Origin of the sequence: Rhizobium sp. Leaf341 (genome assembly GCF_001424325.1) — a bacterium.
Classification (GTDB): Bacteria; Pseudomonadota; Alphaproteobacteria; order Rhizobiales; family Rhizobiaceae; genus Ferranicluibacter.
Window position 1 is genome coordinate 563036 of sequence record NZ_LMPE01000003.1, and the last position, 25067, is coordinate 588102.

A 25067-nucleotide genomic window follows, 5' to 3' on the forward strand; every position below is an offset into this window, starting at 1 on the left:
CCGGCCGGCGCTGCGCCGCCCAGAGCCTGGGAGGCGATGGAGGCCGCGGAGCCCGTCGCGCTGGTCGTGCTTTCGGTCGCGGTGGAGAGTGCTGCACCGATGGTCTTGATTGCGTCGATCATTATTGCGATGCCCTCAGGAGGTCGATTGTCTGGGAAATGAGATCGCGGGCCTGCTTGGTTGTCTGCAGGTTCGCCTCGTAGGAACGGTTGGCTTCGCGCATGTCGGCCATTTCGATCAGCACGTTCACATTGGGCAGCTTGACCATGCCCTTGGCATCGGCGGCCGGATTGCCCGGGTCGAACTCGACGCTGAAATCGGACTGGTCGACGCCCAGCTTCTGGACTTCGACGCTCGAGGCACCGCTGACGCGATCCACTTCGGCGGCAAAGCTCACCGTCTTGCGGCGATAGGGGTCGGCGCCGGCCGTATCACCGGTCGAGCGAGCGTTGGCGATGTTTTCGGACACGATGCGCAGGCGCGTGGACTCGGCTTCGAGACCGGAGGCTGCGACTTTGAGTGCGGAGACGAGAGGATCCATGACCATTATTTCCTGACGACCATCAGCATCATGCGATGGAAGGACTTCACGAGACCGGTGTTGAGCTCGTAGTCCCGCTTCACCTCGCCGGACTTCATGAGCTCCTTCTCGATCTCGACGCTGTTACCGGACTGCTGGACCTCGCCATCGGCGATCAGCGACGTCTCGGTGACCTGATCGCTCAGGGGACCGCTGGTGAAATGCGCGGGATTGGTGGCCGCCAGCTGGAAACCGGTTTCCTTCATGACGCTATCGAACGGCTTGATATCCTTCGATGCGTAGTGCGGCGTATTGGCGTTGGCGATGTTGCCTGCGACGACATTCTGGCGGACGGCGAGCCACTGTGCTTGCCTCGATGCCAGTTCGAACAGCTGAATAGGTTGCATCATGCGACTCCATGCTTGTTGATGGAGACACTAGGCGCGTAATCTTGCGTGGGACTGGCGCGGTTTCAGGGGCTTTCGGCACGTGGAACGCGCGAAAACGGCCTTCGACCAAACTGGGGCAGGCCGTCATGGCGGGGGTCGGGGGGGGAGACCTCGGGGCTAGGCTCGGGGCCTGCTTCCGGGGTGTGCGCACCGGCGTCGTGAGAACGCGAAGGGTGCCACAGCCATCGCTGGAGATGGCAGGCCCGCGCAAGCATCATGCATGCGGAAAGAAAGGAATGGCGGACCGTGTCAGTCCGCCTTGAAGACGTCTCCTCGGGACGTGATCATCACCCAGGTGCCGTCGCGCTCTTCGAGCGTGGCGAGGCGGCTGTTGTCCGGGAGGGGAGAACCGACCCGGACGACATACATGCCGCTGACATCCTCGATCAGGGCACGACCGCCGGCCACGTGGACGAGCTTGAAGGTGCTCGACCCGGGAAAGGGTTGATCGAGCATCGGCTCGTCGGGCTCGCCCGATCTCGATGGCTGGGCAGGAACCGTCGCCGTGACCAGCTGGTCGACGGCCGCCTGGGTTTCAGCCGCCAGCGACCGTGCCGGCTCGGACGGCGCGGCCTCCGGGGCCGAGGCCATGCCGGGCGTTCCGATCTTCTGCGGCAGGTCGCGCGTTGCACCGTTCCAGAGGGCAGGAAGCGCGAACTTCTCCTGATGCAGGAAGGCATACCACGGGAAGAACATGGCCAACCCCGCAAGGGCGATGCCCGTGCCGGCCAGCGCCTTGTCGATGACGGGCATGCGATCGCGCTGCTTTTTCTGCTTGACGATTTCGTCTGCGTCCATGTCGTTCATAGCGGCCCCTCCCCGTCCTTACCGCCGCGCCTGCTGCGCACCCGCTCCGGCCTTCAGCGCATTGGCGAGGTCGGTAAAGGCGTCGAACGCAGGGCGTTCCCCCGGTGTCTGCTTCAAGATGTCGTAGATGACCGGCACCTGCTTGATGGCCATGTCGAGATCCGGATCGGAGCCCGGACGGTAACCGCCGATCAGGCGGAGGTCGCGGGTTTCCTCGAACCGATGGATCAGCGACTTCAGGCGCGAGACCAGCATTTCCTGATCCGGCGTCCAGGCCTTTCGCGCAAGGCGCGACACGGAGGACAGCGGATTGATCGGCGGATAACGCCCTTCTTCGGCAAGGCTGCGGTCCATGACGATGTGGCCGTCGAGAATGCCACGCGTCGAGTCCGCGATGGGATCGTTATGGTTGTCGCCATCGACCAGGATCGAGATGATCGCCGTGATCGTGCCGGTTCCCTCGGGGCCCGGGCCCGCGCGTTCCAACAGGCGCGGCAGTTCCGTGAAGACCGACGCCGGATAGCCGCGTGCGATCGGCGGCTCGCCGGACGCCGTGGCAACTTCGCGGATGGCGTGGGCAAACCGCGTCACGCTGTCGATGATCAACAGGACGTTGTCGCCCTGATCGCGGAAATGCTCGGCAATCGTGATGGCCGTCAGCGGCGCCATCTTGCGCAGCATGGGGCTCTCGTCGCTGGTGGCCACCACGGCGACCGACTTCTTCAGATTGTCGCCGAGCGTGTCCTCGATGAATTCACGCACTTCGCGACCGCGTTCGCCCACGAGGGCGATCACCACCCGGTCGAAGGCATCCGCCCGCGCCAGCATCGACAGGAGCGTCGACTTGCCCACGCCGGAACCGGCGAAGACGCCCAGACGCTGGCCAAGGCAGAGCGGCGAGAAGATATCGACGGCGCGGACGCCGGTGCGGAAACCGCGTTCGACGCGCTGTCGCGTCATGGAGGGCGGGGCGGAGGTGGAAATCGCGCGGCGGACATCGCCCTGCATCATCGGGCCGCGTCCGTCGATCGGCTCTCCAAGCGAATTGATGGTGCGACCGCACCAGCTGGCGGTGGGAGCGACGCGGAAGGCGCCCTTGCGAATAACCGTGTCATGGATGCCGATCGGCTCGCCCGGCTCGATCGGGCAGACGACGACGGTTTCCGGCTCCACCTTGACGACCTCGCCGAGATGGACGCCGGTCGCGCTCTTGTGGGCGACGAACTCGCCGAGACGAACATGCCGGGACAGACCGCTGACCGTGTAGTGTCCGGGCGAGATGGTCTGGACATGACCGCCGGGCGCGACGGCATGTTCGGGCCGGGAATAGCGATCGACGAGACCGGCCAGCGCGGACAGCGCCGTCGAGGCCTGCCGGACGTCCAGCGGCTGATCGTTGATGACCGTCACTTGCTGCCACCGAGCGTCTTGATCGCCTCATCCAGCGAGGTCTCGCTGTCGCGCAGCAAAGAAGCGATGCTTTCGAAAGCGCGCGAGACGGTGATCAGCTGCGACATTTCCTGAACGGGATTGACGTTGGATTCCTCGACATAGCCCTGCATCACACCGACGTCCATGCGGTCGACGATCGGATCCGGCGCCGCATTCGGAAGAATGGCGGAATTGTCGTAACGGTTGAAACCTCTGGCAAAATTGGCTTCATAGAGACCGAGCGCGGCCACCTGCGTCCCGTTCTGGCGAATGGCGCCGTCCTTTCCGATGACCAGCTCTCCGGCATTGGCGTTCAGCTGAATGGGTGCCCCGCCCGCATCCAGCACCGGATAGCCCCGCAACGTGACGAGGTCTCCGGTTTCGGTCAGCGAGAAGCGGCCATCCCGCGTCAGGGCCGGGCCGGCGGGCGTCTCGATGGACAACCAGGCATCGCCCTTGACGGCGACATCAAGCGAATTGCCCGTATGCGACAGACCACCCGTCTTGGTGTTCAGGAACTCCGCACCCTCGCCGACGAAGGCCACCTTGTTCGGCTTGGTATCGCCGAGCACCGTGTTGAACTTCACTTCCGTTGCGCGGAAGCCGACGGTCGTAGAGTTGGCGACGTTGTCGGCCAGCGTGTTCATGCGCTTTTCGAGCGCGATCTGCGAGGAAACGCCGACGTACAGACCGGTCTGCATGCTCATCGACCTCCGAGCTTCAGGGTGTTGATGGACAGGAGCAGGTCGGACGATATCCCGAAGCCGCTCTGCTTGCCGAAGAGCGCGAGGGGGTCGTAGGAGCTCGTGGCATTGTCCAGCTCCCAGAGCGCCGTGAAGCGCTCCATCAGCTTGGACATCTTCTGCGGATCCTTGAGATCCTTGAGGTCGATCGCCTTGGATACGGCGTCGGCCTGCTTGTCGATGTCGGCCGCAGCAAAGGCCTCGGGGACCTGCATGATCGTGCGGACGACCTGCGCCAGGGCTTCGTCGGCCAGAAGGCCGTAGGCATTGGTGACGCCGGGCGCCATGCGTTCGAAATAGAGGGCCAGGCGAACGCCGGCATTGTCCGCGCCTGCGTCCTGTTCCAGCGTCTGGCGCGCGTATTTGTCCGTCACGCCCTTGCGGGCCTTGTCGGAGGCGGTGGCGGCAGGGCCGTCCGCGGCGAAGTTCAGCGACTTGACGAGATCGATGTAGCGGCTGTCGGACAGCTTGTTGGCGAAGGCATCGTCGCTGGCGACGCCTTCGGTCAGAACCTTGCGCATGAAGGCCTTGGCGTAGCCCATGTCCTCGAGGCCGTGGGCCTTCATGGCATAGTCGTAGAGACGGGTGTCGGCGAAGAGATCGTCGATGGTCTTCACATTGCCGATGTGGGCCAGATAGTACTTGGTTTCCCGCGCCACGTCGGGCTTTTCCGTGACGCGCTTCAGCGACGTCGTAAGGTCGGCGCTGATCTGCCGGTAGCTGGTGAAGGTGGTGGTCAAGGCGTGTCCTCGATGGCGAAGCCCCGAGGCTGAGGGCCGGGCTCCTGTTCGCTACACAAGCTGAACCTTACGCCTTGCGCGAACCTGTTGGGGCGACTTGCACCGGCCGGCACCGCTTTCGCCGGGGTTGCAGCCAGCCTCACGCAAGCAACGAACCCTAGGGATGGAGACCACAAATCCATCACTGCGGCAGGTAGAGACATGAACATCATCATCGGGCTCGTCATGACAATGGGCTGTATTCTCGGCGGCTTCATTGCGATGGGCGGGCACATGGCCGTTCTGAACCAGCCCTTCGAGCTCGTCATCATCGGCGGCGCGGGTATCGGCGGCTTCATCATGGGCAATTCCATGAAGACCGTGAAGGATGCCGGAAAGGCGCTTGTCGAGGCTTTCAAGCACAAGGTGCCCAAGCAGCGGGAATATCTCGATACGCTCGGCGTTCTCTACAGCCTGATGCGGGACCTGCGCACCAAGTCGCGCAACGAGATCGAGAGCCATATCGACAATCCCGACGAGTCCGCGATCTTCCAGCAGGCCCCGACCGTTCTGAAGAACAAGGACCTGACGGCCTTCATCTGCGACTATGTCCGCCTCATCATCATCGGCAATGCCCGCAGCCATGAGATCGAAGCGCTGATGGACGAGGAAATCAACACGATCACCCACGACAAGATGCACTCGTACAACTCGCTGGCAACGATGGGCGACGCCTTCCCCGCCATCGGGATCGTCGCCGCCGTTCTCGGGGTCATCAAGGCCATGGGCGCGATCACCGAAAGCCCGGAAGTTCTCGGCGGCAAGATCGCGGCCGCGCTCGTCGGCACCATGCTCGGCATCTTCCTGTCCTACTGCATCGTCAGCCCGCTGATCGCCAACGTGAAGCATGTGCGCGAGAAACAGAACCGCCTCTACATCATCGTCAAGCAGACGCTGCTCGCCTACATGAACGGCTCCGTGCCGCAGGTGGCGCTCGAATACGGCCGCAAGACAATCTCGTCCTACGAGCGGCCGTCGATCGACGCCGTGGAGCAGGAAATGATGAACCCGGGCGGCGGCGGCGAAAGCAAGGCGGCCTGATCCATGACCAGCGACAACATCTACTCCTTCGATCCCAGATTGCTGGCGCGCATGACGGGCGCGCTCGGCGACGACAAGACGATCGGCAAAATCTGCGCCGATCTCGGCCAGGTGTTCAGCGAGTTCCTGCCGGACCTGCTGCAAAGCGAAACGGGCCTCGACCTGACGATCGGCTATGCCGGCTTCGACACGGGCCTGAAGAGCGACCTGATCCGAAAGCTTGGCGACGGCGTCGCCCTGTCGGATTGTCTCCTGCGCAACTGGTGCAGCGATTTCACGATCAGCTGCGACAGCCCGGCGATCATCGCCATGATGGAAATGCTGCTCGGATCCCCGGCCGAATCGATCGAGGAGCCGCAGCCGCGTAATCTCTCGGGCATCGAGCTCGACGTCGCGGCCATCGTGTTCGAGAAGGTGGCGGGCGTCCTGAAGTCTGCGGTCAACGCGACCGGCGGCTTCGAGCCGAACGTCGGCAAGGCCTACAATGCCGAAGCGCGCCCCGCAGCCGACAAGGAGGCGGAGGATGTCTACGCAGCCTGCGTCAACATCTCGCTGGGCGTCGGACCCGTGCTGTCGACCTTCTCGATCCTCGTGCCGCAGCAGACGCTCCTGAAGACGACGATCGTGTTTCCCAAGGGCATCGGCCAGCCGCGGCGCCAGAAGTCGGCCTGGGCGGAGCAGGTCGAGCAGCAGGTCCGCCGCTCGATGGTCGAACTGCAGGCCCATATCCGGCTCGAAGACCTGACTCTTGCCGCGATCACCCAGCTGAAGCCCGGCGACGTCCTTCCCTTCCACGATCCCAAGGACGTGCGGGTCGATGTGAAGGCGAATGGCCGGGACCTCTATGTCTGCGAATTCGGGCGCTCCGGCGCACGCTATACCGTGCGGGTCAAGGACACCTACGGGTCCGAAGACGAGCTGCTTCAGCATCTCACGCGCTAATCCGCCGCTCCCCCTGCCCGCGACAGGCTTGGGGCAAGTTTCAACTGGAATACTCTCGACATGGCACCCAGAAAAGCACCCATTACAGAAGACATGAGCGCGGGAGCGGGCGATGCAGAGCTCGACCAGGCGATCGATGACCTGCGCGGCGTTCTGAAAACGGATGCCGAGGGCGGACTTCCGGAAACCGGCTTCGACATGGACTTCGGCGCGGCCCCGGCGGCCGAGCCCGACTTCATGAGCGACTTCGGCGCCGTCTCCGAAGACGAGAATCCTTTTGCCGGCACCTTCTCCGAACCTGCGGCCTTTGCCGATACGGGTTTTGGTGGCGGCGATGCTTTCGAGGACAGCTTTGCGACACCGTCGGCCACCGCCGGTGCGACCATGCATGGCAATCTCGATCTGATCATGGATATCCCGATCGATGTTCAGATCGTGCTCGGCTCGAGCCGCATGCAGGTCTCCGGCCTCATGGGTCTGACGGAAGGCGCGACCATCGCGCTCGACCGCAAGATCGGCGAGCCGGTGGAAATCATGGTCAACGGCCGGGTGATCGGCCGCGGCGAGATTACGGTCCTGGAAGAAGACGACACCCGGTTCGGCGTTCGGCTGATCGAGGTGAACAGCGCCAAGAAGGCCTGAGGGCTTTATGAAACTGGTGAAAGGCGGTCATGACGGCCGGCTTTCAGATCCTGAAAGTGCAGCGGCAATCTTCGGACCATCACGGCCCGAAAGGACCACGCCGGCAGAGTAAGACTGTTTCGACGTCGTGGCCGAGCGCGACGCCGTCTAGGAAGGATCCATGATGGATTACGATGATTTCGAAGCATCGGCGCTCACGCGCCCCCTGACCCAGATGGACAAGGCCGCCGCCGTGCTCCTCAGCATGGGCAAGCCGATTGCCGGGAAGCTGTTGAAGTTCTTCACGCAGAGCGAGCTCCAGGGCATCATCGCCTCCGCGCAGACGCTGCGATCCATCCCGCCGCACGAGCTGGAAATTCTCGTCAACGAGTTCGAAGACCTGTTCACCGAAGGTGCAGGCCTGATGGACAATGCCAAGGCCATCGAGGCCATCCTCGAAGAGGGCCTCACGCCCGACGAGGTCGACGGCCTGCTCGGTCGGCGCACGGCGTTCCAGTCCTACGAGACCAGCATCTGGGACAGGCTGCAGGATGCCGATCCCACCTTCGTCTCGCAGCACCTGTCGCGCGAACACCCCCAGACCATCGCCTACATCCTGTCCATGATGCCATCGACCTTTGGCGCCAAGGTTCTTCTGCAGCTGCCGGAAAGCGGCCGCGCCGACATCATCAACCGCACCGTCAATATGAAGAACGTGGCGCCGAAGGCCGCCGCGATCATCGAGACGCGGGTGGTGGAACTCCTGCGCGAGATGGATGCGGATCGCAACTCCGCCGGTTCGGTCAAGGTTGCCGAAGTCATGAACGAGATGGAAAAGAACGACGTCGATACGCTGCTCGCCTCGCTCGAATCCATCAGCACCGAATCGGTCAAGAAAGTCCGTCCGAAAATCTTCCTGTTCGACGACATCCTGCTCATGCCGCAGAGAAGCCGCGTCGCGCTCTTCAACGACATATCCGGCGACATCATCACGATGGCGCTGCGGGGGTCGAGCATGGAACTGCGCGAATGCGTTCTTGCTTCGATCGGCGCCCGCCAGCGCCGCATGATCGAGTCGGATCTGGGATCTGGCGACGCCGGCATCAATCCCCGCGACATCGCGGTCGCCCGCCGCTCCGTGACGCAGGAAGCCATCCGGCTGTCGGCCAGCGGCCAGATCGAGCTGAAGCCGAAGGAATCGGTCGCCGCCTGAGACATTCGCCTGTCGGCGACACATCGTCAGCCCGTCCGCACCCCAGGAGTGCGGGCGGGCTTTTTTGCGTCGATCAGGACTGACCCTTCAGACGCCGGCGTGTGGGTTGCGTCCCGGTGGAGGCTTGCCAGATGCGGCCCGTCGGCCCACAACAGGCCCAGCAGCGCCCCCCGGCACGGGATGATCCGGCCCAAGGAGCGCGACGTCGTGAAGGGCCGTTTCCATGTCGGACGATCAGGATAAAGACAGCAAAACCGAATCGCCGTCCGAGAAAAAGATCAGCGACGCCTTGGAAAAGGGAAACGTGCCCTTCTCTCGCGAGGTCACGATGTTCGCCTCCACGCTTGCCATCTATATCTATGTGGTCTTCTTCCTGCCGGACGGATTCCGCAGTCTGGCGGAAGCGCTCAAGGACGTGTTCGAGCAGCCGGACGCCTGGCGGCTGGCGACGTCCAGCGATGCGTCGGCCCTCATCTCCAAGCTCCTGTGGGCCTCGGGCGCCCTCGTCGTCCCGATCTTCGTGTTGATGATCGCGTTCGGCGTGGGTTCGTCGATCCTTCAGAACCTCCCGAGTCCCGTGCTCGACCGGATTGCGCCGAAGCTCAACCGCATTTCGCCGATGGCCGGCGTGTCGCGGATCTACAGCGTCCCGGGCCTTGTCGAGTTCGCCAAGTCGTTCTTCAAGATCGCCGTCATCTCCGGCATCGTGGCGCTGACGCTGTCGCGGGATTTCTACGCGACGCTCGACGCCATGTTCTCCGACCCGTTCACGATCTTCGAGATCATGGGGCGCGACTTCAACAAGATCATGAATGTCGTCCTGTTCTCCACGGCCATCATCGCGATCGCCGACTTCTTCTGGACGCGGCACCATTGGTACTCGGAGCTGCGCATGACGAAGCAGGAGGTGAAGGAGGAAATGAAGCAGACGCAGGGCGACCCCATCGTCAAGGCGCGTCTGCGCTCCATCGCCCGCGACCGTGCGCGGCGCCGGATGATTTCCTCCGTTCCGCGCGCAACACTGGTCATTGCGAACCCGACCCACTTTGCCGTGGCGCTGCGCTATGTGCGGGAAGAGGGCGACGCCCCTGTTGTGGTGGCCAAGGGGCAGGACCTCGTCGCGCTGCGCATTCGCGCCCTTGCGGAGGAAAACAACATTCCGGTGTTCGAGGATCCGCCGCTCGCACGCTCAATGTTTGCGCAAGTCTCGGTGGATAGTGTCATTCCACCGGTGTTTTACAAGGCGGTCGCCGAACTCATCCACCGGGTCTACGCAACGAAATCGAACCCGACACGGATGAACTGATTGCGATGAAAAAATGCGAATATTCCGAACAGCGCGAAAAGATCGTTGCGGATGCCATCCGTCCAGTGGCAACCGAACTCCGTCTCATCGATGCTGCCGACTTCATTGCGCTTCTGCGCTATGAGTCGCATGGCAGCCTGTCCGACCTGGTGGCGTCGGCGGCCGAGCTCTATTTCGTTCCAGGGACGGTCAATTTCGGCATCGGCGGCAACTACATGCTCGACTGGAATCGCAATCCCGAGATCGTGCTCGATCTCGAGCTGAAGCCGGACGGCGTCACCGTCTACGCGCAGCTGGCACTCCGGGACGACTCCGCCGCCATCGAAATCAACCATATCGCGTTCAACAAGCCGTCGGTCGATCCGGACGAGAACACGGCCTTTCTCGCCCGCAGCCTGAACGCGGCCAAATTCATGAAAACCTACCCGACGGCGCTCGCCAGCTGACGAACCACGTCAGCTGATATAGCCAAGGCGGATCGCCTTGGCGATCGCCTGGATGCGGTTGACCGAGTCGAGCTTGGCGGTGGCCGCTCCCAGGTAGGCGTTCACGGTATGCACCGAGAGGCCCATCTTCTCGGCAATCTCTTCGCTGATGTAACCATCGCCCGCCATCTGCAGGCAACCGATCTCGCGCTCGCTGAGCGCTTCGGCCGGCTGCAGGCGGCGCTCGTCGGCCGCAAAGAGATCCGTCATCAGGTGACAGCTCCGGCCATGCAGATCGAGGATGATCTCGCTCGTCAGATCGAACGACGGCGCCATGAAGGCGACATAGCCGTTTCCCTGCGCACCGAGGCGAACCGGAAATGCAATCCCGGCATAGGAGAGCGTTCGCGGCTTCATCCGGAGGACGAAGCGATCGAAATCGATGGTCTCTGCGGTCTGGCGGTTGTCCGCACCGTTCCAGAGGAGCGGCAGAAGCGAGGTGTCGAGATGCTGCTTCATCTCGTCGCCATACGTCGAGACGACGTCCTGCGTCATCTCCTCCGCTGCGGTTCCCCAGTTGTCCAGGACGCAGGTCAGCTTGCGGGATGCAGGAAGACCGTTTCCGTTCATCCGGAAGACGGCGAAGTTGCGCGCCTCGATGTCCTTCTGCATCACCTGCAGGCGGGCAACGAGCGTGGCCGTGCGCGAGGCCCGTGTCTGGCGGCCATTGCGGCTTTCGTCGCCGCTTCGCCCTCCCGGAATATAGATGACCATCCGCGTTCCTATACCAGGTTGTTTCGAACCGCGCAGGCAATCGCTTCCGAGCGCGTCTTGGTCGCCGTCTTACGCATGACACTGGTGATGTAGTTGTTGATGGTATTGCGCGAGATGCCGAGAATGAGGGCGATCTCCTCGCTGGTCTTGCCTTCCGCGATCCAGGAAAGGCACTCGAGCTCGCGCTCGGTCAGGTCGAAGCCGCGCTCGGAGCGCAGCGAGACGTCCTGCGCCAGGCTGGCGAAATAGCCCGTCAGCAGGCCGATGTCGCGCAGGCCCTCGCGCGACAGGATGAGGTCCTGCGGGAACAGCAGCATCAAAGACAGCCGCAGCCGGCCGATGGAAAAGGTGATCGCGCAATACTCGCGGCTGATACCGCGGCTGAGAACGACCTCCTCGGGAAGATGCATGAAGACCGGATGCAGCAGCGAGAGGCACTTCTCCTGCTCGTTGGTCTTTGCGTGGAGGCCCTGCATGACCTGACCCAGCCGTCTGACCACGTCGAAGGGCCAGTCCGAAACCATGACGAAATCGAGGCCGCTGTCCTGCGACAGGTCGTAGCGCGCCAGGAGATAGTGGCTGGCGCCCACATAGTCCGTCAGTGCTGCCAACGCCTTGTTGAGCTGGCCCCGCGCAGCGTAATCGCCGAGCTTCTCCAGCAGCTGGCGCTTTGCAGCGGGATGACTGGCCGTACCCGTGTGCACCGGCTGGCCCGCATGCGCCGACTGGCCCGCGTGCGCCGATTGGGCTGCGTGCACCGCCTGGCCCGGAGCGGGCATCGCTGTGCGCATCGAGGCGACCGGTAGAGGTCGACCCGCAATCTCCGTATGAAGAGCTTCCATGACATTTTCCCCGTGACGGATCCGTCATGCGACCTGTGCACGCGCACTGCCGAAGGCAGCAAACGCGGCCGGGGATCCGCTTTCCCCGACGAGCACACATCACCATGCGAATCACTATCAAAACTATACAGGCCCGAACTCAAAAAACTACTGCTGGCTTATCGGGATTTACTTTTTGTTAATAACCTGAAGTGATTCGCAAGCAGCGCATTACAGATTCGTCAGCGACCGTGAACAAACAGGAACGCTTTTATCAGGTGCTTGGAAAAGCAGGGATTTTTCTAACGCACATGCAGCGCTCGGCCCCGAGAATCGCGACAAATCGCGTTTTTTTGCCGCGCAAGTCGGCGAAAACCGCTGTTCATTCGAGTCATGTGTCGAATCGGATTTGTATTTGCGAAGTCCATGTTGCGCAATTGCATCAAAAACCTTTTGAGCACAATAGAGCGGAGCGGGAAGCAGATTGACGAATAAGAGAAGAACTATACCAGTTTTATAAGGATATTTTCTTAAGATGACACAATCATTTTTCGGGCACCCGGAGTCGAGCCGCTTCTGCAAGCAAGCAAAGCGACCTTTCCACATAAAAAAGTGACCAAATGGTTAAATAGAGGAATCGCCCGCGCGCCGCGTCGACTCCGCGGATACGGAGCGGACTGTTGCAATTGACACGAAGACTCCGATCGGCGCGATCCATGACCTGTCCGAGCCTCCGGAATTGCCCTGCGGCGGCCGTCATTTCTTGAACACCACGCCGCGAGGCCTGAACAAAAAAATCCGCCCGGAAGGCGGATTTTTTTTGCATCGGGGTCTTTCAGGATCAGGCGGCTTTTTCTGCGACCCATTTGCGCAGAATCTTGGCCGCGCGTTCCTCGTTGATCTCGACCATGCGGGCCAGGCGCCGCTCGGGACCTTCCTTGACGCGGCGGTTGAAATCGCCGCCGTCTTCGCCGAGGCTCAGCAGATCGTCCGTGCTGTCGAAGCCGAAATCGGACCCGAAGCCTTCCATGAGGGCCCCGCCTGCGGCGCCTGCCGGTGCCGGCGAGAAGTCCGGGAGTTCGAGGCCAACAGCCTCGGTTTCCGTCAGAGTGCCCGGGCCGCCGAAGCCCATGGAGCGGGCCAGCGGACGGAGGCCCATCCAGACCACGAGGACGGCGACCGTGATGAAGGCAAGAGCGTTGATGATGCCGCCGAGATTGCGCGTCAACGTTTCCAGAATGCCGGGGCCTTCGACCGGCGTGTCGAGCAGTTCGTTGTTGACGAAGTCCATGGCGGTGAGCGTCACCACGTCTCCCCGGGCGGCGTCGATGCCGACGGCGGAGGCGACGATCTTCTGCATCTCGGCCAGATAGGTATCGATCTTGGCCTGGTCGGCACCCTCGCCGATCATAGCAGCGACGCGTCCGCGATTGACGACGACGGCGACAGAGAGCTTTTCAACCTTGTAGCTGTTCTTGGTGGTCGCGATGGTCTTCGAGTTGATCTCGTAGTTGGTCTGCTCTTCCTTCTTTTCGGCCTGGTCGTTCGACTGCGGACCTGCGCCACCGCTCTTGGGGGCTGCCTGCGGCACGTTCTGCTGAACCGTGGTAGCGTTGTCGGCCTGTTGCTGACTGGACTTCTGCTGTTCCTTCGTGATCCGCGTCGAGCGTTCGACGCGCGATTCCGGATCATAGGTGGTTTCCTGGACCTGCTGCGTGTCGGTATTGAGCTGCGCGGTCACGCTGGAGCGGAAGTTGTCGACGCCGAGGAAGGGCGAAAGGGCCTTGTCGATGTTCTTTTCGATCTCGCCCTGAACGGACTGGACGATGGAGAGCGACTGGCTCATCGCCCCGTTCTGGGGATCGTCGCCCGAGGCCAGAAGCTGGCCGGCGCTGTCGAGAATGGTCACGTCGTCGATGGAGAGGCCGGGAACCGACGAGCCGACGAGATGGCGGATCGAGGCTGCCGCACTGCGACCGATGGTCGAGTTGGCCCGGATCATGACGGACGCGGTCGGCTTCTGCTCCGTCTTGCGGAAGCTTCCGCGGTCGGCCATGACGATATGGACGCGGGCGGAGGTGATGCCGGAGATCTGCTGGATGGTGCGGGCAATTTCGCCTTCGAGAGCGCGCACGCGGGTGACTTCCTGCATGAAGGAGGTCAGGCCGAGCGAGCCAACATTGTCGAAGAGTTCATAGCCGGCGTTTGCGCTGTTGGGCAGGCCGCGCTCGGCCAGGAACAGGCGTGCCTTGCCCGTGTTGCCGACCGGCACCTGGACACTCTTGCCATCGGTGCCGACCTCGAAGGCGATGCCGCCTTCGGCCAAGGCCATCGTGACCTGATTGAGGTCGCCCGACTCCAGATTGACATAGAGCGTCTCGTAGGCGGGCTTGTTGACATAGAACCCGGCTGCCAGAACGAGCCCGATGGTGACCAGAGCCGCCGCCGCCATGGCGATGAGCTTGCCCTGCCCCAGGCTCGTCAAATTTTTCGTGACCGACGAAAGTTGATCTAACAGATTCATTCTGTTTCGCACCCAGTAGCGCACTTCACCATGCGAGATTGCATGGACGAAGCTTCATTGCGCAGTCCCAACATCAGGGTCCGATCGGGGCCGCATCCGGCGAAAACCTTCGCACGTGCAGGCACAGATCCATCTGACCCGTTTGGAGAATAGGACGCGAAGCTTGCGCGAACTTGTCGCTTGCCTGTCGGGTCCGGCCTCGCACCCTGTCGCAAAACGCAGAAAGCGCACCCGCGGCCGAACCGGAGGTGCGCTTTTCAAGGTTGTTTCTGGCAGGGTCCGGATCGGGCTAGAACGCCTCGAAGTCGCCGGCGGCCTCCGTCAGAGGCTGCGAATGACCGTGGCGCAGGCCGTTGGCAAGCGACTTCTGCATGTCGGCCAGCTTCACGAGGTTCAGCGCCGTGGAGATGTCGACCAGCCAGGATTCCGGCAGCGCCGCCGTGATCGTGTCGATGAACTCGGCAAGCCCACGCGTCTTCTGGACGGCCAGATCGATGCCCTGCAGAACCTGGATGCGATGCCCAGCATTGGCCTGCGGGTCGCCGGCCATCTCGCCCAGCATCGGCTCGATCCGCTCGATGAGGTAGGCGACGTCGTGGAGTTCCGAGACGACACGCATCATGACGTCGGGAAGGGCCTCGTCCATATCCCCGGGGATCTCTTTTCGCTCGCTCTGCATATGATGTCCCCTGACCGCGTGCCGGACGGCGCGGTTGCTGATTAAAAGAATTCGATCGAATTGTCTGCGGGCTTGGGAGCCGGGACTGGGCGCTGCTCCTGGGCGACCGTCTTCTGCGTCTCGACGCCGGTCAGGGCGTATTGACGTGCCCGGCCGGTCACCGGCCAGTATTCCAGCTTGCGCCCGTGCTCGCCGCCGGTGCTCTCGCCGACGATGGGAATGCCTTCGTCCTGGAGAAACCGGCGGGCGAACAGGGCGTTCTGCTCACCGACATTGGAAAAGCGCGCAATGGTCTTGGCGCCGCCGAAGATCTTGGCCTCAAGCCGGTCGCGCCGCGCGCCTTTCTTGAGAAGTCCGTTGATCAGCAATTCCATGAGATGAACGCCATATCGCGTGGCATCTCCTCCCGATGACATCGCCTCGGCGGAACCGGGCAGCAGGAAATGGTTGATGCCGCCCACGCCTGCCACGGGATCGCGCATGCAGGCAGCAACGCAGGAGCCGAGAATGGTCGAGAGAACCACATCCGGATCCGTTACGACCTTATACTCGCCCTGGATGACATGCACACGCTTGACCGCAGCGTCTAGGGTCATTTGAGCGCTCCGAACACGGCTTCGATCGCCGCCCGCATCTTCTCGATGGTGAAGGGCTTTGCCAGGACGTTGTTGGCGCCGAGCGCTGCCGCCTTGGTGACCAGTGCCCGGTCGCCCTGGGCCGTCAACATGATGAAGGCGGCCTTCTTGGTTGCAGGGTTGGTGCGAACAGCCTGCAGCAAGCCGAGACCGTCCATCTTCGGCATGTTGAAGTCGGAGATGACGAGGTGGTGCGGCTGCTGCGCCATGATCTTGGCCCCCTGCTCGCCATCGGCGGCAACGGTGATCTGCTTGAAGCCCAGCTGTTGCAGAGCTTCGCCCAGCAGAAGCCGGCTGGTTACCTGATCGTCGACGATCAGCACTTTGATTTTTTCGGCGATAGACATTATTCAGTTCCTTCCCTTCGGGTCGCGGCGCATTTCAGAACTTCTTCCCCGATGGAGTTGAGGGGCAGTTGCATTTCGACGGCGCCTATTTCGTAGGCCACCCTCGGCATTCCATAGACCACGCAGGTCTTTTCATTCTGGCCGAACGTCCGGGCCCCGGCCTTGCGCATCTTGAGAAGGCCGGAGGCGCCATCGCGCCCCATGCCCGTCAGGATGATGCCAATGCCGTTGCGGCCGGCGAGTTCCGCCACGGAATCAAACAGAACGTCCACGGACGGGCGGTGTCCGTTGACGGGTTCCCGATCGATCAGTCGGCACGTGGGTGCGGACGGATTGACGATCTGGAGGTGGCGATCTCCCCCGGGGGCGAGATAGATCTTGCCGATCTCGAGCTTTGCGCCGTCGAAGGCCTCTTCGACCGTCGGGGCGCAAAGCCGGTTGAGCCGTTCCGAAAAACTCTTCGTGAAGGTGACCGGCATGTGTTGCGTGATCACCGTCGGCGGACAATTCTTCGGAAACTTCTGCAAGACGTTGATCAGGGCCTCCACCCCCCCGGTGGAGGATCCGATGGCGATGATCCGGCGGGCGGCCCGATAGTCGACCGCCGTGGCATTGGTGTTGGCAGCGCTCGGCGCCGCAACCTTGTTGCCGGAGAGGATGAACTTGCGTTGCGAGCGAGCGGCGGCCTTCACCTTTTCGGCAAGGTCGCTGAAGGGGTGCGGATCGCCCGGGAGAGGTTTGCCGACGCAGTCGAAGGCTCCGATCTCGAGCGCAGCCACGGACGCTTCCGCGCCACGATGCGTGAGCGTCGAGACCATGATGACCGGCATCGGACGCAGCCGCATGATCTTCTCGAGAAAATCGAGACCGTTCATGTTGGGCATCTCGATGTCGAGCGTGATGACGTCGGGATCGAGGTCCTTGATCGCCTGGCGTGCCTGCAGCGCATCTGCTGCCTGCCCGACCACGCTGACGGCGGGATCGGCATTCAGGATGGCCGTGATGAGACCACGCATCGTGGCACTGTCATCGACGACGAGGACGCGAGCGGGCGCGGTCATCAGCGGCCTCCCCCGTGCTTGCCGGTATAGCGGTAGGCGGTGATGCCGATGTTGTCGAACACGGCCTTTGCATCGCCGGAAACGCGCTCGGAATGGCCGATGTAGAGGTGCCCGCCACCGTCCAGCATGGTGGCGAACCGCGACCAGATCTTCATCTGGGTCGGCTCATCGAAGTAGATGACGACGTTGCGGCAGAAGATCACGTCGAAAGGCCCCTTGAACGGCCACTGTGCCATCAGGTTCAGTTCGTTGAAGGTGATCAGCCGTTTGACCTTGTCGTCGATCTGCCACTTCTCGCGACCATTGACCGCGGTCTGCTGAAAGTGCTGCTTGCGCATCTGCGGGGTGACCGTTTCCAGCGCATTGACGTCATAGGCACCGGCGCGGGCAATCGCGAGGATTTTCGGGTCGATATCGGTGGCGAGAATGCGGATGTCGAAATCCGCAGCATTGGGCAGGACCGACAGGATGGTCAGCGCGATCGAATAGGGCTCCTGCCCGTCGGAGCAGGCAGCCGACCAGATGCGGACGCGGCCGCCCGCCTTGGCACGCGCGATCAGGCCCGGCAGCACGGCATCGCGCAAGTGCTCGAAATGGTGGTTCTCGCGGAAGAAGCGCGTGAAATTGGTGGTGAGATGCGACAGCATGTCCCGGCGCTCGGCGGCACCGGCCGGGGACGACACGAGATTGCAGTACTCGCGGAAACCCCCGAGGCCAAGATTGCGGATGTGTTTCGACAGGCGCGAATAGACGAGCGAGGCCTTGGACTCGTTCAGGTAGATGCCGGCATCGGCGTAGATCATCGCTGCGATCTCGGAAAGATCGCGGCGCGTCAGCGGGTATTCGCCGCTGGCCAGGCACTCGTCGGGCGACGCTTTCGTGTCGAATGCGGCCATTCTGCTCATGCGGCTTCGCTTTCGGTATGAGGAAAGACGGCGTCCAGTTCGATCAGGCAGATCATGCGCTTCTCGATGGCAAGGACACCGCGGGCAAAGGTTCGCTCGAAGTCGGAACTGACATCGGGCGTCGGTTGTATGTTGTCGTTCGTCACGCTCAGAATGTCGGACACCGCCTCGACCAGCAGTCCGACGATCGTCTGTCCGGACTGTGCGACGATGATGACATGCCGAACGGTTGGTTCGGCCGGCTTCATTCCGAGGCGCGCTGCCAGATCGATGATCGGCAGCACGGCGCCCCGCAGGTTGATGACGCCGAGCATGTAGCGCGGCGTATGCGGCATGGGCGTTGCAGGCGTCCAGCCGCGGATTTCGCGCACCGACATGATGTCAACGCAGAACTCCTGGTCACCGATCCTGAAGGCGATCAGTTCGCGGGCACTGCCGGTCATGGTGGCTACGAGCGTCGTCATGGCTTATCCCACAGCGGCCAGAGCGGATTCGAGCTTCAAGGGCTGACCACGGGAGGCCGCGACGACGGCGTCGACATCCAGGATGAGCGCGACGCGCCCGTCACCGAGAATGGTCGCCGCGGCGATGCCCGGCACGTGGGTGTAGTTGGCCTCGAGGCTCTTGATGACCACCTGTCGCTGCCCCTGGATCGCATCGACCATGAGAGCGCGCTGACCGCCGCCTTCCGACTCGACGAGCAGGGCCACGCCTTCGACGGGATTGGCCTGGGTTGCCCGGAAATTCAGGATCCGGCCGACATCGACCAGCGGGCAGAAGGAGTTGCGGATCGAGATCAGGCGCTGCGTCGCGCCGAAGGAATGGATCGAGGCGGCATCCGGCTGCAGCGTCTCGACAATCGCGGTCAGCGGCACCACCAGCGTCTGGCTCGCCACCGTGACCACCATGCCGTCCAGGACGGCGAGCGTCAGCGGCAGGCTCATCGTGAAGACGGATCCCTGGCCGGGCTTGGACGAGATGTTGATGCGGCCGCCGAGCGCCTGGATGGAACGCTTGACCACGTCCATGCCCACGCCGCGGCCGGAAAGGTCAGAGACCTTCTCAGCCGTCGAGAAACCGGCATGGAAGATCAGGTTGTCGATTTCCTCGTCCGACAGGTTGGCATCGGCCGCGATCAGATCGTTGTCGATGGCCTTCTGGCGAACGCGTTCGCGGTTGATGCCCGCGCCGTCGTCGGCAAGCTCGATGATGATGCGTCCCGAGCGATGCTTGGCGGTCAGACGGACCGTTCCCTCGGGGTTCTTGCCGAGAGCGACGCGCTTCTCCGGCATTTCCAGGCCGTGATCGACCGCGTTGCGGATCATGTGCGTCAGCGGCTCGGCGAGCTTGTCGATGACGGTCTTGTCGACTTCGGTGTTTTCGCCCTCGGTGATGAGGCGGACCGACTTGCCGGTGATGTCGGCGATTTCCCGGACCGTGCGGGCCATGCGCTGGAAGACCGGCTTTACCGGCTGCGCGCGGATGGCCATGACCGAGTCCTGGATCTCGCGGGTGAGCTGCTGCAGCTCCTCGAGGCCCATGTTGATCGACGACGTGCCGTTGGTGTCGTTTTCGATGACGCTCTGCGACAGCATCGCCTGGTTGATGACAAGCTCGCCGACGAGGTTGATCAGGCGGTCGACGCGGTCGAGATCGACACGGATCGTCTGGCCCGCTGCGGCGGCCTGCTGGGCGCTGGCGGCATTCGCGGCACTTGCTGGCGCCTGCTTTGCTTCTGCGGCCTTCGCGGCGGCGCTGGCAAGATTGAGAACGTTGCTGGCCGTTTCCAGAGCGTTGGCTGCGGCCTCGCGTTCGCCGGCGGCAATCTGCTCCTCCTCCTCGACCACGCCGAGGGGATGTTCCTGCTCGTCGTCCAGGATGGAAAGATCGAAGGGGACGGCCTGCATCGGCGCTTCGCCATCGACCGCAACAGGCTGTTCGCCTTCGGCGAGCTCGGCGACCTCAAGTTCGCAGTCCCATTCGGCAAATTCGAACACGCTGCGGATCGCGTCTTCGCCCTTGTCGGTGCGCAGCGAGATCTTCCAGAAGAAATAGGCATCTTCCGGGTTCATCGCCTCCAGCGGCGGCAGACTGTCCATGTCGCACAGGATGCTCATCTCGCCGAGGCGCGAGAGGTCGCGCAGGAGCAGCGTCGCCTCGTTGCCCTTGCGGTAGAGGTCGGCGTTCGGCTTGAAGGAGATTTCGAAGGTCGGCATCGGTGCCGGCTCGGCCTCGGCTTCGTCGCCGAAATCATCGAACGAGAAGGCAACGGGAACAAAGCCCTGGTCGTTGGGCGCCGCAGCGACGGGTGCCGGTGCGGCCGGCTTTGCGGGCGCAGCCTTGGCAGGTGCGGGCTTGGCAGCCGGCGCCTCGGAAGCGCCCGGGAGCGGCGTTCCGTGCGCCAGTGCTTCGAGCTCGCGGATCAGCTGCTTGGACCGCGCTTCGTCGACGCTGCCGCCGTCGCGGGCACAGTTGGTCAGGTCGGCCAGGACGTCGGCCGACTTGAGCATGACCTTCAGGACCTCCTGCGTGGGCTCCAGCTTGTTGGAACGGACGCAGTCCAGCGTCGTCTCGAACACGTGGGCGAACGAGACCAGATCATCCAGGCCAAAGGCGCCGGCACCGCCCTTGATGGAGTGAACGGCCCGGAAGACCGCATTGACCGTTTCCGGATCGCGATCTCCGTCATTCAAACGGAGGAGACCGGATTCCAGTTCTGCGAGCTGTTCTTCACATTCCTGGAAGAAGATCTCTTTGATTTCATTCATATCCATAGCTGGAATCCTGGCGAGGGTGTTCTTTTAAGCGGTTACGCGCTCGATGGCGTCGATCAGCTTGGTCGGATCGAACGGCTTGACGATCCAGCCTGTCGCTCCGGCCTGGCGGGCGCGGTTCTTCTTTTCCGCATCGCTTTCCGTGGTGAGGACCAGGATCGGGATGGCGCGGTACTTCTCGTTGCGACGAACGCCTTCGATGAATCCGAAGCCGTCGAGGCGGGGCATGTTGATGTCGGTGACGATGACATCGGGGTTGCAGTCTTCGAGAACTTCGAGCCCTTCGATGCCGTCTTCGGCCTGAATGGTTTCGAAACCGGCATTGTTAAGCGTCACGAGGAGCATATTCCGGATGGTCCGGCTATCGTCCACGGTGAGAACCTTCTTCTTCATTTTCAGATCTCCTTCGCCATCAGGTGGTCGACATTGACCCCGATGAGCTGCGTCGTTTTCGTGAAAGCATCCGACACCTTGGAAATGGTGAAGGCGTGTTTGTCCTGTTCCCAGCTCTTGGCGCCGGCCATCAGGACCTGCACGCAGAGGGCGCCGACCCGCTCGACGGCCGAGGCATCGATGACGATGTTGCTGCCACGCATCTCCGTCAGCTTGCTGTGAAGGGCGCTTGCCTCGTTGAGGTCGAGGACCGGCGCGAGATTGAGCGTCTTCGATGCGGCTTTCTTTGGGGCCATCACGGCGCCTTTCCTTGTGTCACCTGGAGGAGATTGACCTGTCGAACGAAACCGTCCCGGCTGCGCGAACCGGCAAAAGCGGTGTCACGCAGGCGGCACGGGCATGGACGCAGAGCGGGGAGCATCGTCATGATCGCCCCCATGCCGACACGCGCCCGAAGGCCATGTCGTCCTCGTCATCGAGAAAGGCTTCCGCCCTCGGCATCCGCGCGGCTACGGCCTGCGGCGGTTGCGGGGCGGCGACCATCGTGTTGGATGCCGCACGTGAACCCGTGCCTGCTGGGCGCAGCGTGAAGCGGCGAATGGTTTCACCGAGCTCGATCGTCACGAGACGTGCCGTCTGACCGACGCCCTTGGTGTGCTCGGCATCGCTGGTGAGGTCTGCGAGCGCCCGACCGGCCCGGCCGATCTCGAGGCGCAGATCCTCGAGGCTCGAGAGATCCTCGCCCGACTGCCGGGCGATGCCGGTGACGGCCGACTGGATGCCGTGAACCTGCTCGACGATGCTGCCGATCGCAGCCTGCGTGCGGCCGACCCGTTCGACGCCTGCGTCGACCTGGGCTTTCGTGCCGGAAACCAGCTGCTTGATCTCGCGCGCGGCATCGCCGGAGCGCTGGGCAAGCGCCCGCACTTCCTGGGCGACGACCGCGAAACCGCGACCGCTTTCGCCTGCACGCGCGGCCTCGATACCGGCATTCAAGGCGAGAAGATTGGTCTGGAAGGCGATTTCATCGATGACGCCGATGATCTGGCCGATCTTCTCGGCCGAGGTTTCGATGTCGGCCATCGCGGCGATCGCAAGGCCTGCGATCTCGCCGCTGCGTTCGACGGAGTGGCCGGTTGCAGCAACGGCCTTTTCGGCAGCCGCGCTTTCGCGGGCACTTTCGCGGACACGGGCGACGAGCGCCTCGAGGCGCTCGGCAACCGCATCGAGGGCGACCGCCTCGGATTGGGCCGCCGATCCCAGGCGTTCGGTTCCCTCGGCAAGTGCTGCGCCCGCCGTGGCGGAGGCGGAGATGCCGGCGTCCAGATTGCGCAGGTTCGCCTCGATGGTGTCGAGCGCCGCATCGAGCGACCGGGCGAGCGGAACGGCAGCCTCGGGGACGTCGGCCGGCGTGCGCATGGTAACGTCACCCAGAGACAGGGCGTCGGCAATACCGGTGAAGGCTGCCAGAATTTCGGCTTCGGATGTCGCGCGCGTCTCTGCGAGCTGGCGCTGGTGGGCCTGCCGTTGCTCGTTAAAGCGCAGCGTGACGCCGATTTCCGTGTCGACGAACACGGTCCGCACCAGAGCGGAGACGAGATCCGTCAGTTCCTGCTGCTTGCCCTTGCCGGTCGACAGCACGGACTTCGGCCAGAATTCCGCGATGGCTGCGAGGATAAGCCGTTCGAGAATGACGCCATGGCCGGCAATCTGCCAGCGGGGATCGAGCCCCATGCGGCTTTCCGCATCGGCCAGAACCTTCACGCGCTCGGCATAGAGGCTGTCGAACCGCGCATCCGTCACCACGCTCCAATGCGAGGTATGGAGGTCGTGCAGCCGATCGATCTGGCGGTCGCTGGCAAAATGGCGAGACGCTTCGGGAAAGGTCTGAAGACGCTGAAAGAGATCGCGCAAGGCGAGATCGACCTGGGGCTGAAGGGCCTGCCGGTGACGGCGGAGAACCTCCGTTTCGCCGGAATCGAGCCCGGCAAACCGCAGGCGCTCGACCAGGCTTCCCGCCTGCGCCCTCCGATTCTGGTCTGCCACCGCTTCCTGTCCCACGCTTGTCCCCGGTCCCAGTCTGTCTCCCGTCAGGATCGATGACCATCACCGCCTGCCGAACGAAAGGAGAGTGTGCGCCTGCGGCGCACGATGATGCCTATTGTCCGAAAACGGGACGAAACCCGTTCACGTCCCATACCGGGTTCAAACCGGCTCGTCGGATCGGCATCATGCCCGGGAGGGGACGCGGGTCCCCACTTCGACGTGTAGGGACCATGTTTATGGTTAATTCGTTGCTTGAAGGTTAACGGCCGACCCCTATTCCACAGAATGCTGAATGATCCCTTGGCAAAGGCCGCAAACGCCTGTGGTTACAGGTTTTCACCCCCCATTCCTCGCAATTGTGGCCTTGTCCGCGCGCGCATAGAAAGAGGTCGCTTCCGGCACGACGTCCGGCCACGAGCGACAGCGTCATGAACGGCGCGATCGGGTCGCTCCGGCAGCGTTTTGTGTCATGTGGAAGGATCCAGCGGCATCATGACGGTGACGCGAAAAGGAAACGGGCAATGATTGTTCTCGGACTGAGCGCCACCCTCATCGCATGCCTGACGCTCGCTGCCATCTCCGCGCTTCTCAACATCGAGGATGGCCGCGTCACGCTGCCCGCCCGGGTTCTCTGACCCATTCCGGGACGATCCGTTCACGCATATTTCCTGCCGGTGAAGATCTAACCCCGGACCCATGCTGCCCTATCTCCTGGTTCATCCATTCGGAAAGGAACCATCCATGGGTATCGAAAGCATCCTCATCTTCCTGCTGATCGGGGCCGTGGCCGGCTGGCTCGCCGGCCTCATCGTGTCCGGCTTCGGCTTCGGCCTCGTCGGCAACATCATCGTCGGCATTCTCGGTGCCTTCATCGCCGGCTGGCTGTTCCCCCGTCTCGGCTTCGGGATCGGCGGCGGCATTCTCGCTGCCATCATCCATGCGACCCTCGGCGCGATCATCCTGCTCGTGCTCATTCGCGTGATCAAGCGGGCCTGAGGACACGATATCGATGACCAGCACGACAGATCCCAAGATCGAATCCGCCCTCGCATCCTTCATCTCCGACCATCCGGAGATCGACAGCCGGGATGCCGCGATTGCCGCCATCCTCGAGAACTGGTTCACGAGCCACGGCTACCTTCCTCATGGCCAGCAAGGCATCCGGCCCGAGGATCTTGACGCATCCAACGACGATTGAACACGTGTTGAACAGAGTTTGGCGACGGGCTCGCAGGGGTGCGTCGCTGCCGTCTGCGTTCGGTCGGGAACGACTGGCACGCGGCGGCGCGAAAACAGGGAAACGGCCAGCCTCATGAGTCTCTCCTCCGTGACCGCCTTTCTTGCCGAGACGGCACCCGACCTCGACGTGATCGTCCTTGAGGAAAGCACGGCGACCGTGGCATTGGCGGCCGCCGCGCACGGCGTCGTTCCGGCGCAGATCGCCAAGACCCTGGCGCTCCGGTTGGGCGACGAGGTGATCCTGATTGTCACCGGCGGCGAGGCGCGTCTCGACAACAAGAAATTCAAGGCACGGTTCGGCACCAAGGCCCGCATGCTCGACCTCGCCGACGTCGAAAGCGAAACGGGTCATCCGGTCGGCGGCGTCTGTCCGTTTGGCCTGCCTCGGCCTCTTGCGATCTATTGCGATCTCTCGCTGCGTGCCTTCGACATCGTGGTGCCAGCAGCCGGTGCGATCAACGCCGCCGTGCGGATTTCGCCCGAGCGCATAGCGGAAATCACCGGCGCGACATGGATCGACGTGGCGGCAGCGCCATAAATCGGCGCATCTGTCGGTCAGCCATGTCCGTTCAGAAAATGTCTTTTAAATCAA

At 62.8% G+C, this 25067-nt stretch carries 28 protein-coding genes; 9 read left to right on the forward strand and 19 right to left on the reverse strand.

Going from position 1 to position 25067, the window contains the following annotated elements; genetic code table 11:
• Window positions 1–121: 121 nt before the first annotated feature.
• The 6 genes from flgC to ASG03_RS04295 form a co-directional block, all read right to left on the reverse strand.
• Window positions 122–541 (reverse strand): flagellar basal body rod protein FlgC, encoded by a 420-nt coding sequence (gene flgC, locus ASG03_RS04270; RefSeq protein ID WP_062472245.1) that lies wholly within the window; start codon window positions 539–541, stop codon window positions 122–124.
• 5 nt (window positions 542–546) lie between these two features.
• Window positions 547–927, reverse strand: a complete 381-nt coding sequence (gene flgB, locus ASG03_RS04275; protein ID WP_062692425.1) for a flagellar basal body rod protein FlgB — start codon at window positions 925–927, stop codon at window positions 547–549.
• Between the two features lie 291 nt (window positions 928–1218).
• A complete protein-coding gene (locus ASG03_RS04280) occupies window positions 1219–1776 on the reverse strand; it encodes a hypothetical protein (RefSeq protein WP_062470314.1) in 558 nt (185 codons plus the stop codon).
• 18 nt (window positions 1777–1794) lie between these two features.
• Window positions 1795–3177, reverse strand: a complete 1383-nt coding sequence (gene fliI, locus ASG03_RS04285) for a flagellar protein export ATPase FliI (protein ID WP_062693036.1) — start codon at window positions 3175–3177, stop codon at window positions 1795–1797.
• Window positions 3178–3182: 5 nt separating this feature from the next.
• Entirely contained in the window at window positions 3183–3908 is a 726-nt protein-coding gene (gene flgF, locus ASG03_RS04290) for a flagellar basal-body rod protein FlgF (RefSeq protein ID WP_062470317.1), read from the reverse strand.
• A 2-nt stretch (window positions 3909–3910) separates the two neighbouring features.
• Window positions 3911–4690, reverse strand: a complete 780-nt coding sequence (locus ASG03_RS04295) for a DUF1217 domain-containing protein (protein WP_062692428.1) — start codon at window positions 4688–4690, stop codon at window positions 3911–3913.
• Window positions 4691–4891: 201 nt separating this feature from the next.
• On the opposite strand from ASG03_RS04295, the gene motA reads away from it, so the two are divergent.
• The 6 genes from motA (at window position 4892) to ASG03_RS04325 (ending at window position 10298) form a co-directional block, all read left to right on the forward strand.
• Window positions 4892–5770, forward strand: a complete 879-nt coding sequence (motA, locus tag ASG03_RS04300) for a flagellar motor stator protein MotA (protein WP_062470323.1) — start codon at window positions 4892–4894, stop codon at window positions 5768–5770.
• 3 nt (window positions 5771–5773) lie between these two features.
• Window positions 5774–6712, forward strand: a complete 939-nt coding sequence (locus ASG03_RS04305) for a FliM/FliN family flagellar motor switch protein (RefSeq protein ID WP_062692430.1) — start codon at window positions 5774–5776, stop codon at window positions 6710–6712.
• A gap of 60 nt (window positions 6713–6772) precedes the next feature.
• Window positions 6773–7354, forward strand: a complete 582-nt coding sequence (gene fliN, locus ASG03_RS04310; RefSeq protein ID WP_062470329.1) for a flagellar motor switch protein FliN — start codon at window positions 6773–6775, stop codon at window positions 7352–7354.
• Between the two features lie 160 nt (window positions 7355–7514).
• Window positions 7515–8546: a flagellar motor switch protein FliG gene (fliG, locus tag ASG03_RS04315; RefSeq protein WP_062470332.1), complete on the forward strand. Its 1032-nt coding sequence runs from the start codon at window positions 7515–7517 to the stop codon at window positions 8544–8546.
• Window positions 8547–8769: 223 nt separating this feature from the next.
• Window positions 8770–9852, forward strand: coding sequence for a flagellar biosynthesis protein FlhB (gene flhB / locus ASG03_RS04320; protein WP_062470335.1), 1083 nt, complete (start codon window positions 8770–8772; stop codon window positions 9850–9852).
• Between the two features lie 5 nt (window positions 9853–9857).
• On the forward strand, window positions 9858–10298 hold the full coding sequence (locus tag ASG03_RS04325; protein WP_062470338.1) for a hypothetical protein: 441 nt from the start codon (window positions 9858–9860) through the stop codon (window positions 10296–10298).
• 9 nt (window positions 10299–10307) lie between these two features.
• Here ASG03_RS04325 and visR read toward each other — a convergent pair whose 3' ends face one another.
• The 13 genes from visR to ASG03_RS04390 form a co-directional block, all read right to left on the reverse strand.
• On the reverse strand, window positions 10308–11051 hold the full coding sequence (gene visR, locus ASG03_RS04330) for a transcriptional regulator VisR (protein ID WP_062692432.1): 744 nt from the start codon (window positions 11049–11051) through the stop codon (window positions 10308–10310).
• Window positions 11052–11059: 8 nt separating this feature from the next.
• Complete coding sequence (visN, locus tag ASG03_RS04335; RefSeq protein WP_062472254.1) at window positions 11060–11830, reverse strand: transcriptional regulator VisN; 771 nt, start codon at window positions 11828–11830, stop codon at window positions 11060–11062.
• 883 nt (window positions 11831–12713) lie between these two features.
• The gene (gene fliF / locus ASG03_RS04340; protein ID WP_062692434.1) at window positions 12714–14396 is read right to left on the reverse strand and encodes a flagellar basal-body MS-ring/collar protein FliF; all 1683 of its coding nucleotides are present in this window, start codon (window positions 14394–14396) and stop codon (window positions 12714–12716) included.
• Between the two features lie 289 nt (window positions 14397–14685).
• A complete protein-coding gene (gene cheT, locus ASG03_RS04345) occupies window positions 14686–15075 on the reverse strand; it encodes a chemotaxis protein CheT (protein WP_062470347.1) in 390 nt (129 codons plus the stop codon).
• A gap of 41 nt (window positions 15076–15116) precedes the next feature.
• On the reverse strand, window positions 15117–15671 hold the full coding sequence (cheD, locus tag ASG03_RS04350) for a chemoreceptor glutamine deamidase CheD (protein ID WP_062470351.1): 555 nt from the start codon (window positions 15669–15671) through the stop codon (window positions 15117–15119).
• Complete coding sequence (locus tag ASG03_RS04355) at window positions 15668–16057, reverse strand: response regulator (RefSeq protein WP_062470356.1); 390 nt, start codon at window positions 16055–16057, stop codon at window positions 15668–15670. Before ASG03_RS04355 ends, cheD begins: the two co-directional genes overlap by 4 nt.
• A complete protein-coding gene (locus ASG03_RS04360; protein WP_062470359.1) occupies window positions 16057–17118 on the reverse strand; it encodes a protein-glutamate methylesterase/protein-glutamine glutaminase in 1062 nt (353 codons plus the stop codon). The genes ASG03_RS04355 and ASG03_RS04360 overlap by 1 nt, the downstream gene beginning before the upstream one ends.
• Window positions 17118–18023, reverse strand: coding sequence for a protein-glutamate O-methyltransferase CheR (cheR, locus tag ASG03_RS04365; protein WP_062470365.1), 906 nt, complete (start codon window positions 18021–18023; stop codon window positions 17118–17120). The genes ASG03_RS04360 and cheR overlap by 1 nt, the downstream gene beginning before the upstream one ends.
• Window positions 18020–18487, reverse strand: a complete 468-nt coding sequence (locus tag ASG03_RS04370; RefSeq protein WP_062470371.1) for a chemotaxis protein CheW — start codon at window positions 18485–18487, stop codon at window positions 18020–18022. The genes cheR and ASG03_RS04370 overlap by 4 nt, the downstream gene beginning before the upstream one ends.
• A gap of 3 nt (window positions 18488–18490) precedes the next feature.
• Entirely contained in the window at window positions 18491–20797 is a 2307-nt protein-coding gene (locus ASG03_RS04375) for a chemotaxis protein CheA (protein ID WP_062692437.1), read from the reverse strand.
• 27 nt (window positions 20798–20824) lie between these two features.
• The gene (cheY1, locus tag ASG03_RS04380; RefSeq protein ID WP_062470377.1) at window positions 20825–21190 is read right to left on the reverse strand and encodes a chemotaxis response regulator CheY1; all 366 of its coding nucleotides are present in this window, start codon (window positions 21188–21190) and stop codon (window positions 20825–20827) included.
• A gap of 2 nt (window positions 21191–21192) precedes the next feature.
• Window positions 21193–21486 (reverse strand): STAS domain-containing protein, encoded by a 294-nt coding sequence (locus ASG03_RS04385; protein WP_062470379.1) that lies wholly within the window; start codon window positions 21484–21486, stop codon window positions 21193–21195.
• 127 nt (window positions 21487–21613) lie between these two features.
• Window positions 21614–23251, reverse strand: coding sequence for a methyl-accepting chemotaxis protein (locus ASG03_RS04390; RefSeq protein ID WP_082475528.1), 1638 nt, complete (start codon window positions 23249–23251; stop codon window positions 21614–21616).
• A 726-nt stretch (window positions 23252–23977) separates the two neighbouring features.
• On the opposite strand from ASG03_RS04390, the gene ASG03_RS04395 reads away from it, so the two are divergent.
• From ASG03_RS04395 to ASG03_RS04405, 3 genes are all read left to right on the forward strand, one after another.
• Window positions 23978–24232 carry a GlsB/YeaQ/YmgE family stress response membrane protein gene (locus ASG03_RS04395; RefSeq protein ID WP_062472260.1) on the forward strand — a complete coding sequence of 85 codons (255 nt, stop codon included), beginning with the start codon at window positions 23978–23980 and terminating at the stop codon, window positions 24230–24232.
• 13 nt (window positions 24233–24245) lie between these two features.
• On the forward strand, window positions 24246–24434 hold the full coding sequence (locus ASG03_RS04400) for a hypothetical protein (protein WP_062470381.1): 189 nt from the start codon (window positions 24246–24248) through the stop codon (window positions 24432–24434).
• A 114-nt stretch (window positions 24435–24548) separates the two neighbouring features.
• Window positions 24549–25013 (forward strand): YbaK/EbsC family protein, encoded by a 465-nt coding sequence (locus ASG03_RS04405; RefSeq protein WP_062692439.1) that lies wholly within the window; start codon window positions 24549–24551, stop codon window positions 25011–25013.
• Window positions 25014–25067 lie beyond the last annotated feature (54 nt).

What these genes read in the sequence shown, in the direction of transcription:
- flgC (WP_062472245.1), bottom strand. Translation starts at nt 541, where the DNA reads ATGGATCCTCTCGTCTCCGCACTCAAAGTCGCAGCCTCCGGTCTCGAA.
- flgB (WP_062692425.1), bottom strand. Translation starts at nt 927, where the DNA reads ATGCAACCTATTCAGCTGTTCGAACTGGCATCGAGGCAAGCACAGTGG.
- ASG03_RS04280 (WP_062470314.1), bottom strand. Translation starts at nt 1,776, where the DNA reads ATGAACGACATGGACGCAGACGAAATCGTCAAGCAGAAAAAGCAGCGC.
- flgF (WP_062470317.1), bottom strand. Translation starts at nt 3,908, where the DNA reads ATGCAGACCGGTCTGTACGTCGGCGTTTCCTCGCAGATCGCGCTCGAA.
- motA (WP_062470323.1), top strand. Translation starts at nt 4,892, where the DNA reads ATGAACATCATCATCGGGCTCGTCATGACAATGGGCTGTATTCTCGGC.
- ASG03_RS04305 (WP_062692430.1), top strand. Translation starts at nt 5,774, where the DNA reads ATGACCAGCGACAACATCTACTCCTTCGATCCCAGATTGCTGGCGCGC.
- fliN (WP_062470329.1), top strand. Translation starts at nt 6,773, where the DNA reads ATGGCACCCAGAAAAGCACCCATTACAGAAGACATGAGCGCGGGAGCG.
- fliG (WP_062470332.1), top strand. Translation starts at nt 7,515, where the DNA reads ATGATGGATTACGATGATTTCGAAGCATCGGCGCTCACGCGCCCCCTG.
- flhB (WP_062470335.1), top strand. Translation starts at nt 8,770, where the DNA reads ATGTCGGACGATCAGGATAAAGACAGCAAAACCGAATCGCCGTCCGAG.
- ASG03_RS04325 (WP_062470338.1), top strand. Translation starts at nt 9,858, where the DNA reads ATGAAAAAATGCGAATATTCCGAACAGCGCGAAAAGATCGTTGCGGAT.
- visR (WP_062692432.1), bottom strand. Translation starts at nt 11,051, where the DNA reads ATGGTCATCTATATTCCGGGAGGGCGAAGCGGCGACGAAAGCCGCAAT.
- visN (WP_062472254.1), bottom strand. Translation starts at nt 11,830, where the DNA reads ATGCCCGCTCCGGGCCAGGCGGTGCACGCAGCCCAATCGGCGCACGCG.
- fliF (WP_062692434.1), bottom strand. Translation starts at nt 14,396, where the DNA reads ATGAATCTGTTAGATCAACTTTCGTCGGTCACGAAAAATTTGACGAGC.
- cheT (WP_062470347.1), bottom strand. Translation starts at nt 15,075, where the DNA reads ATGCAGAGCGAGCGAAAAGAGATCCCCGGGGATATGGACGAGGCCCTT.
- cheD (WP_062470351.1), bottom strand. Translation starts at nt 15,671, where the DNA reads ATGACCCTAGACGCTGCGGTCAAGCGTGTGCATGTCATCCAGGGCGAG.
- ASG03_RS04355 (WP_062470356.1), bottom strand. Translation starts at nt 16,057, where the DNA reads ATGTCTATCGCCGAAAAAATCAAAGTGCTGATCGTCGACGATCAGGTA.
- ASG03_RS04360 (WP_062470359.1), bottom strand. Translation starts at nt 17,118, where the DNA reads ATGACCGCGCCCGCTCGCGTCCTCGTCGTCGATGACAGTGCCACGATG.
- cheR (WP_062470365.1), bottom strand. Translation starts at nt 18,023, where the DNA reads ATGAGCAGAATGGCCGCATTCGACACGAAAGCGTCGCCCGACGAGTGC.
- ASG03_RS04370 (WP_062470371.1), bottom strand. Translation starts at nt 18,487, where the DNA reads ATGACGACGCTCGTAGCCACCATGACCGGCAGTGCCCGCGAACTGATC.
- ASG03_RS04375 (WP_062692437.1), bottom strand. Translation starts at nt 20,797, where the DNA reads ATGGATATGAATGAAATCAAAGAGATCTTCTTCCAGGAATGTGAAGAA.
- cheY1 (WP_062470377.1), bottom strand. Translation starts at nt 21,190, where the DNA reads ATGAAGAAGAAGGTTCTCACCGTGGACGATAGCCGGACCATCCGGAAT.
- ASG03_RS04385 (WP_062470379.1), bottom strand. Translation starts at nt 21,486, where the DNA reads ATGGCCCCAAAGAAAGCCGCATCGAAGACGCTCAATCTCGCGCCGGTC.
- ASG03_RS04395 (WP_062472260.1), top strand. Translation starts at nt 23,978, where the DNA reads ATGGGTATCGAAAGCATCCTCATCTTCCTGCTGATCGGGGCCGTGGCC.
- ASG03_RS04400 (WP_062470381.1), top strand. Translation starts at nt 24,246, where the DNA reads ATGACCAGCACGACAGATCCCAAGATCGAATCCGCCCTCGCATCCTTC.
- ASG03_RS04405 (WP_062692439.1), top strand. Translation starts at nt 24,549, where the DNA reads ATGAGTCTCTCCTCCGTGACCGCCTTTCTTGCCGAGACGGCACCCGAC.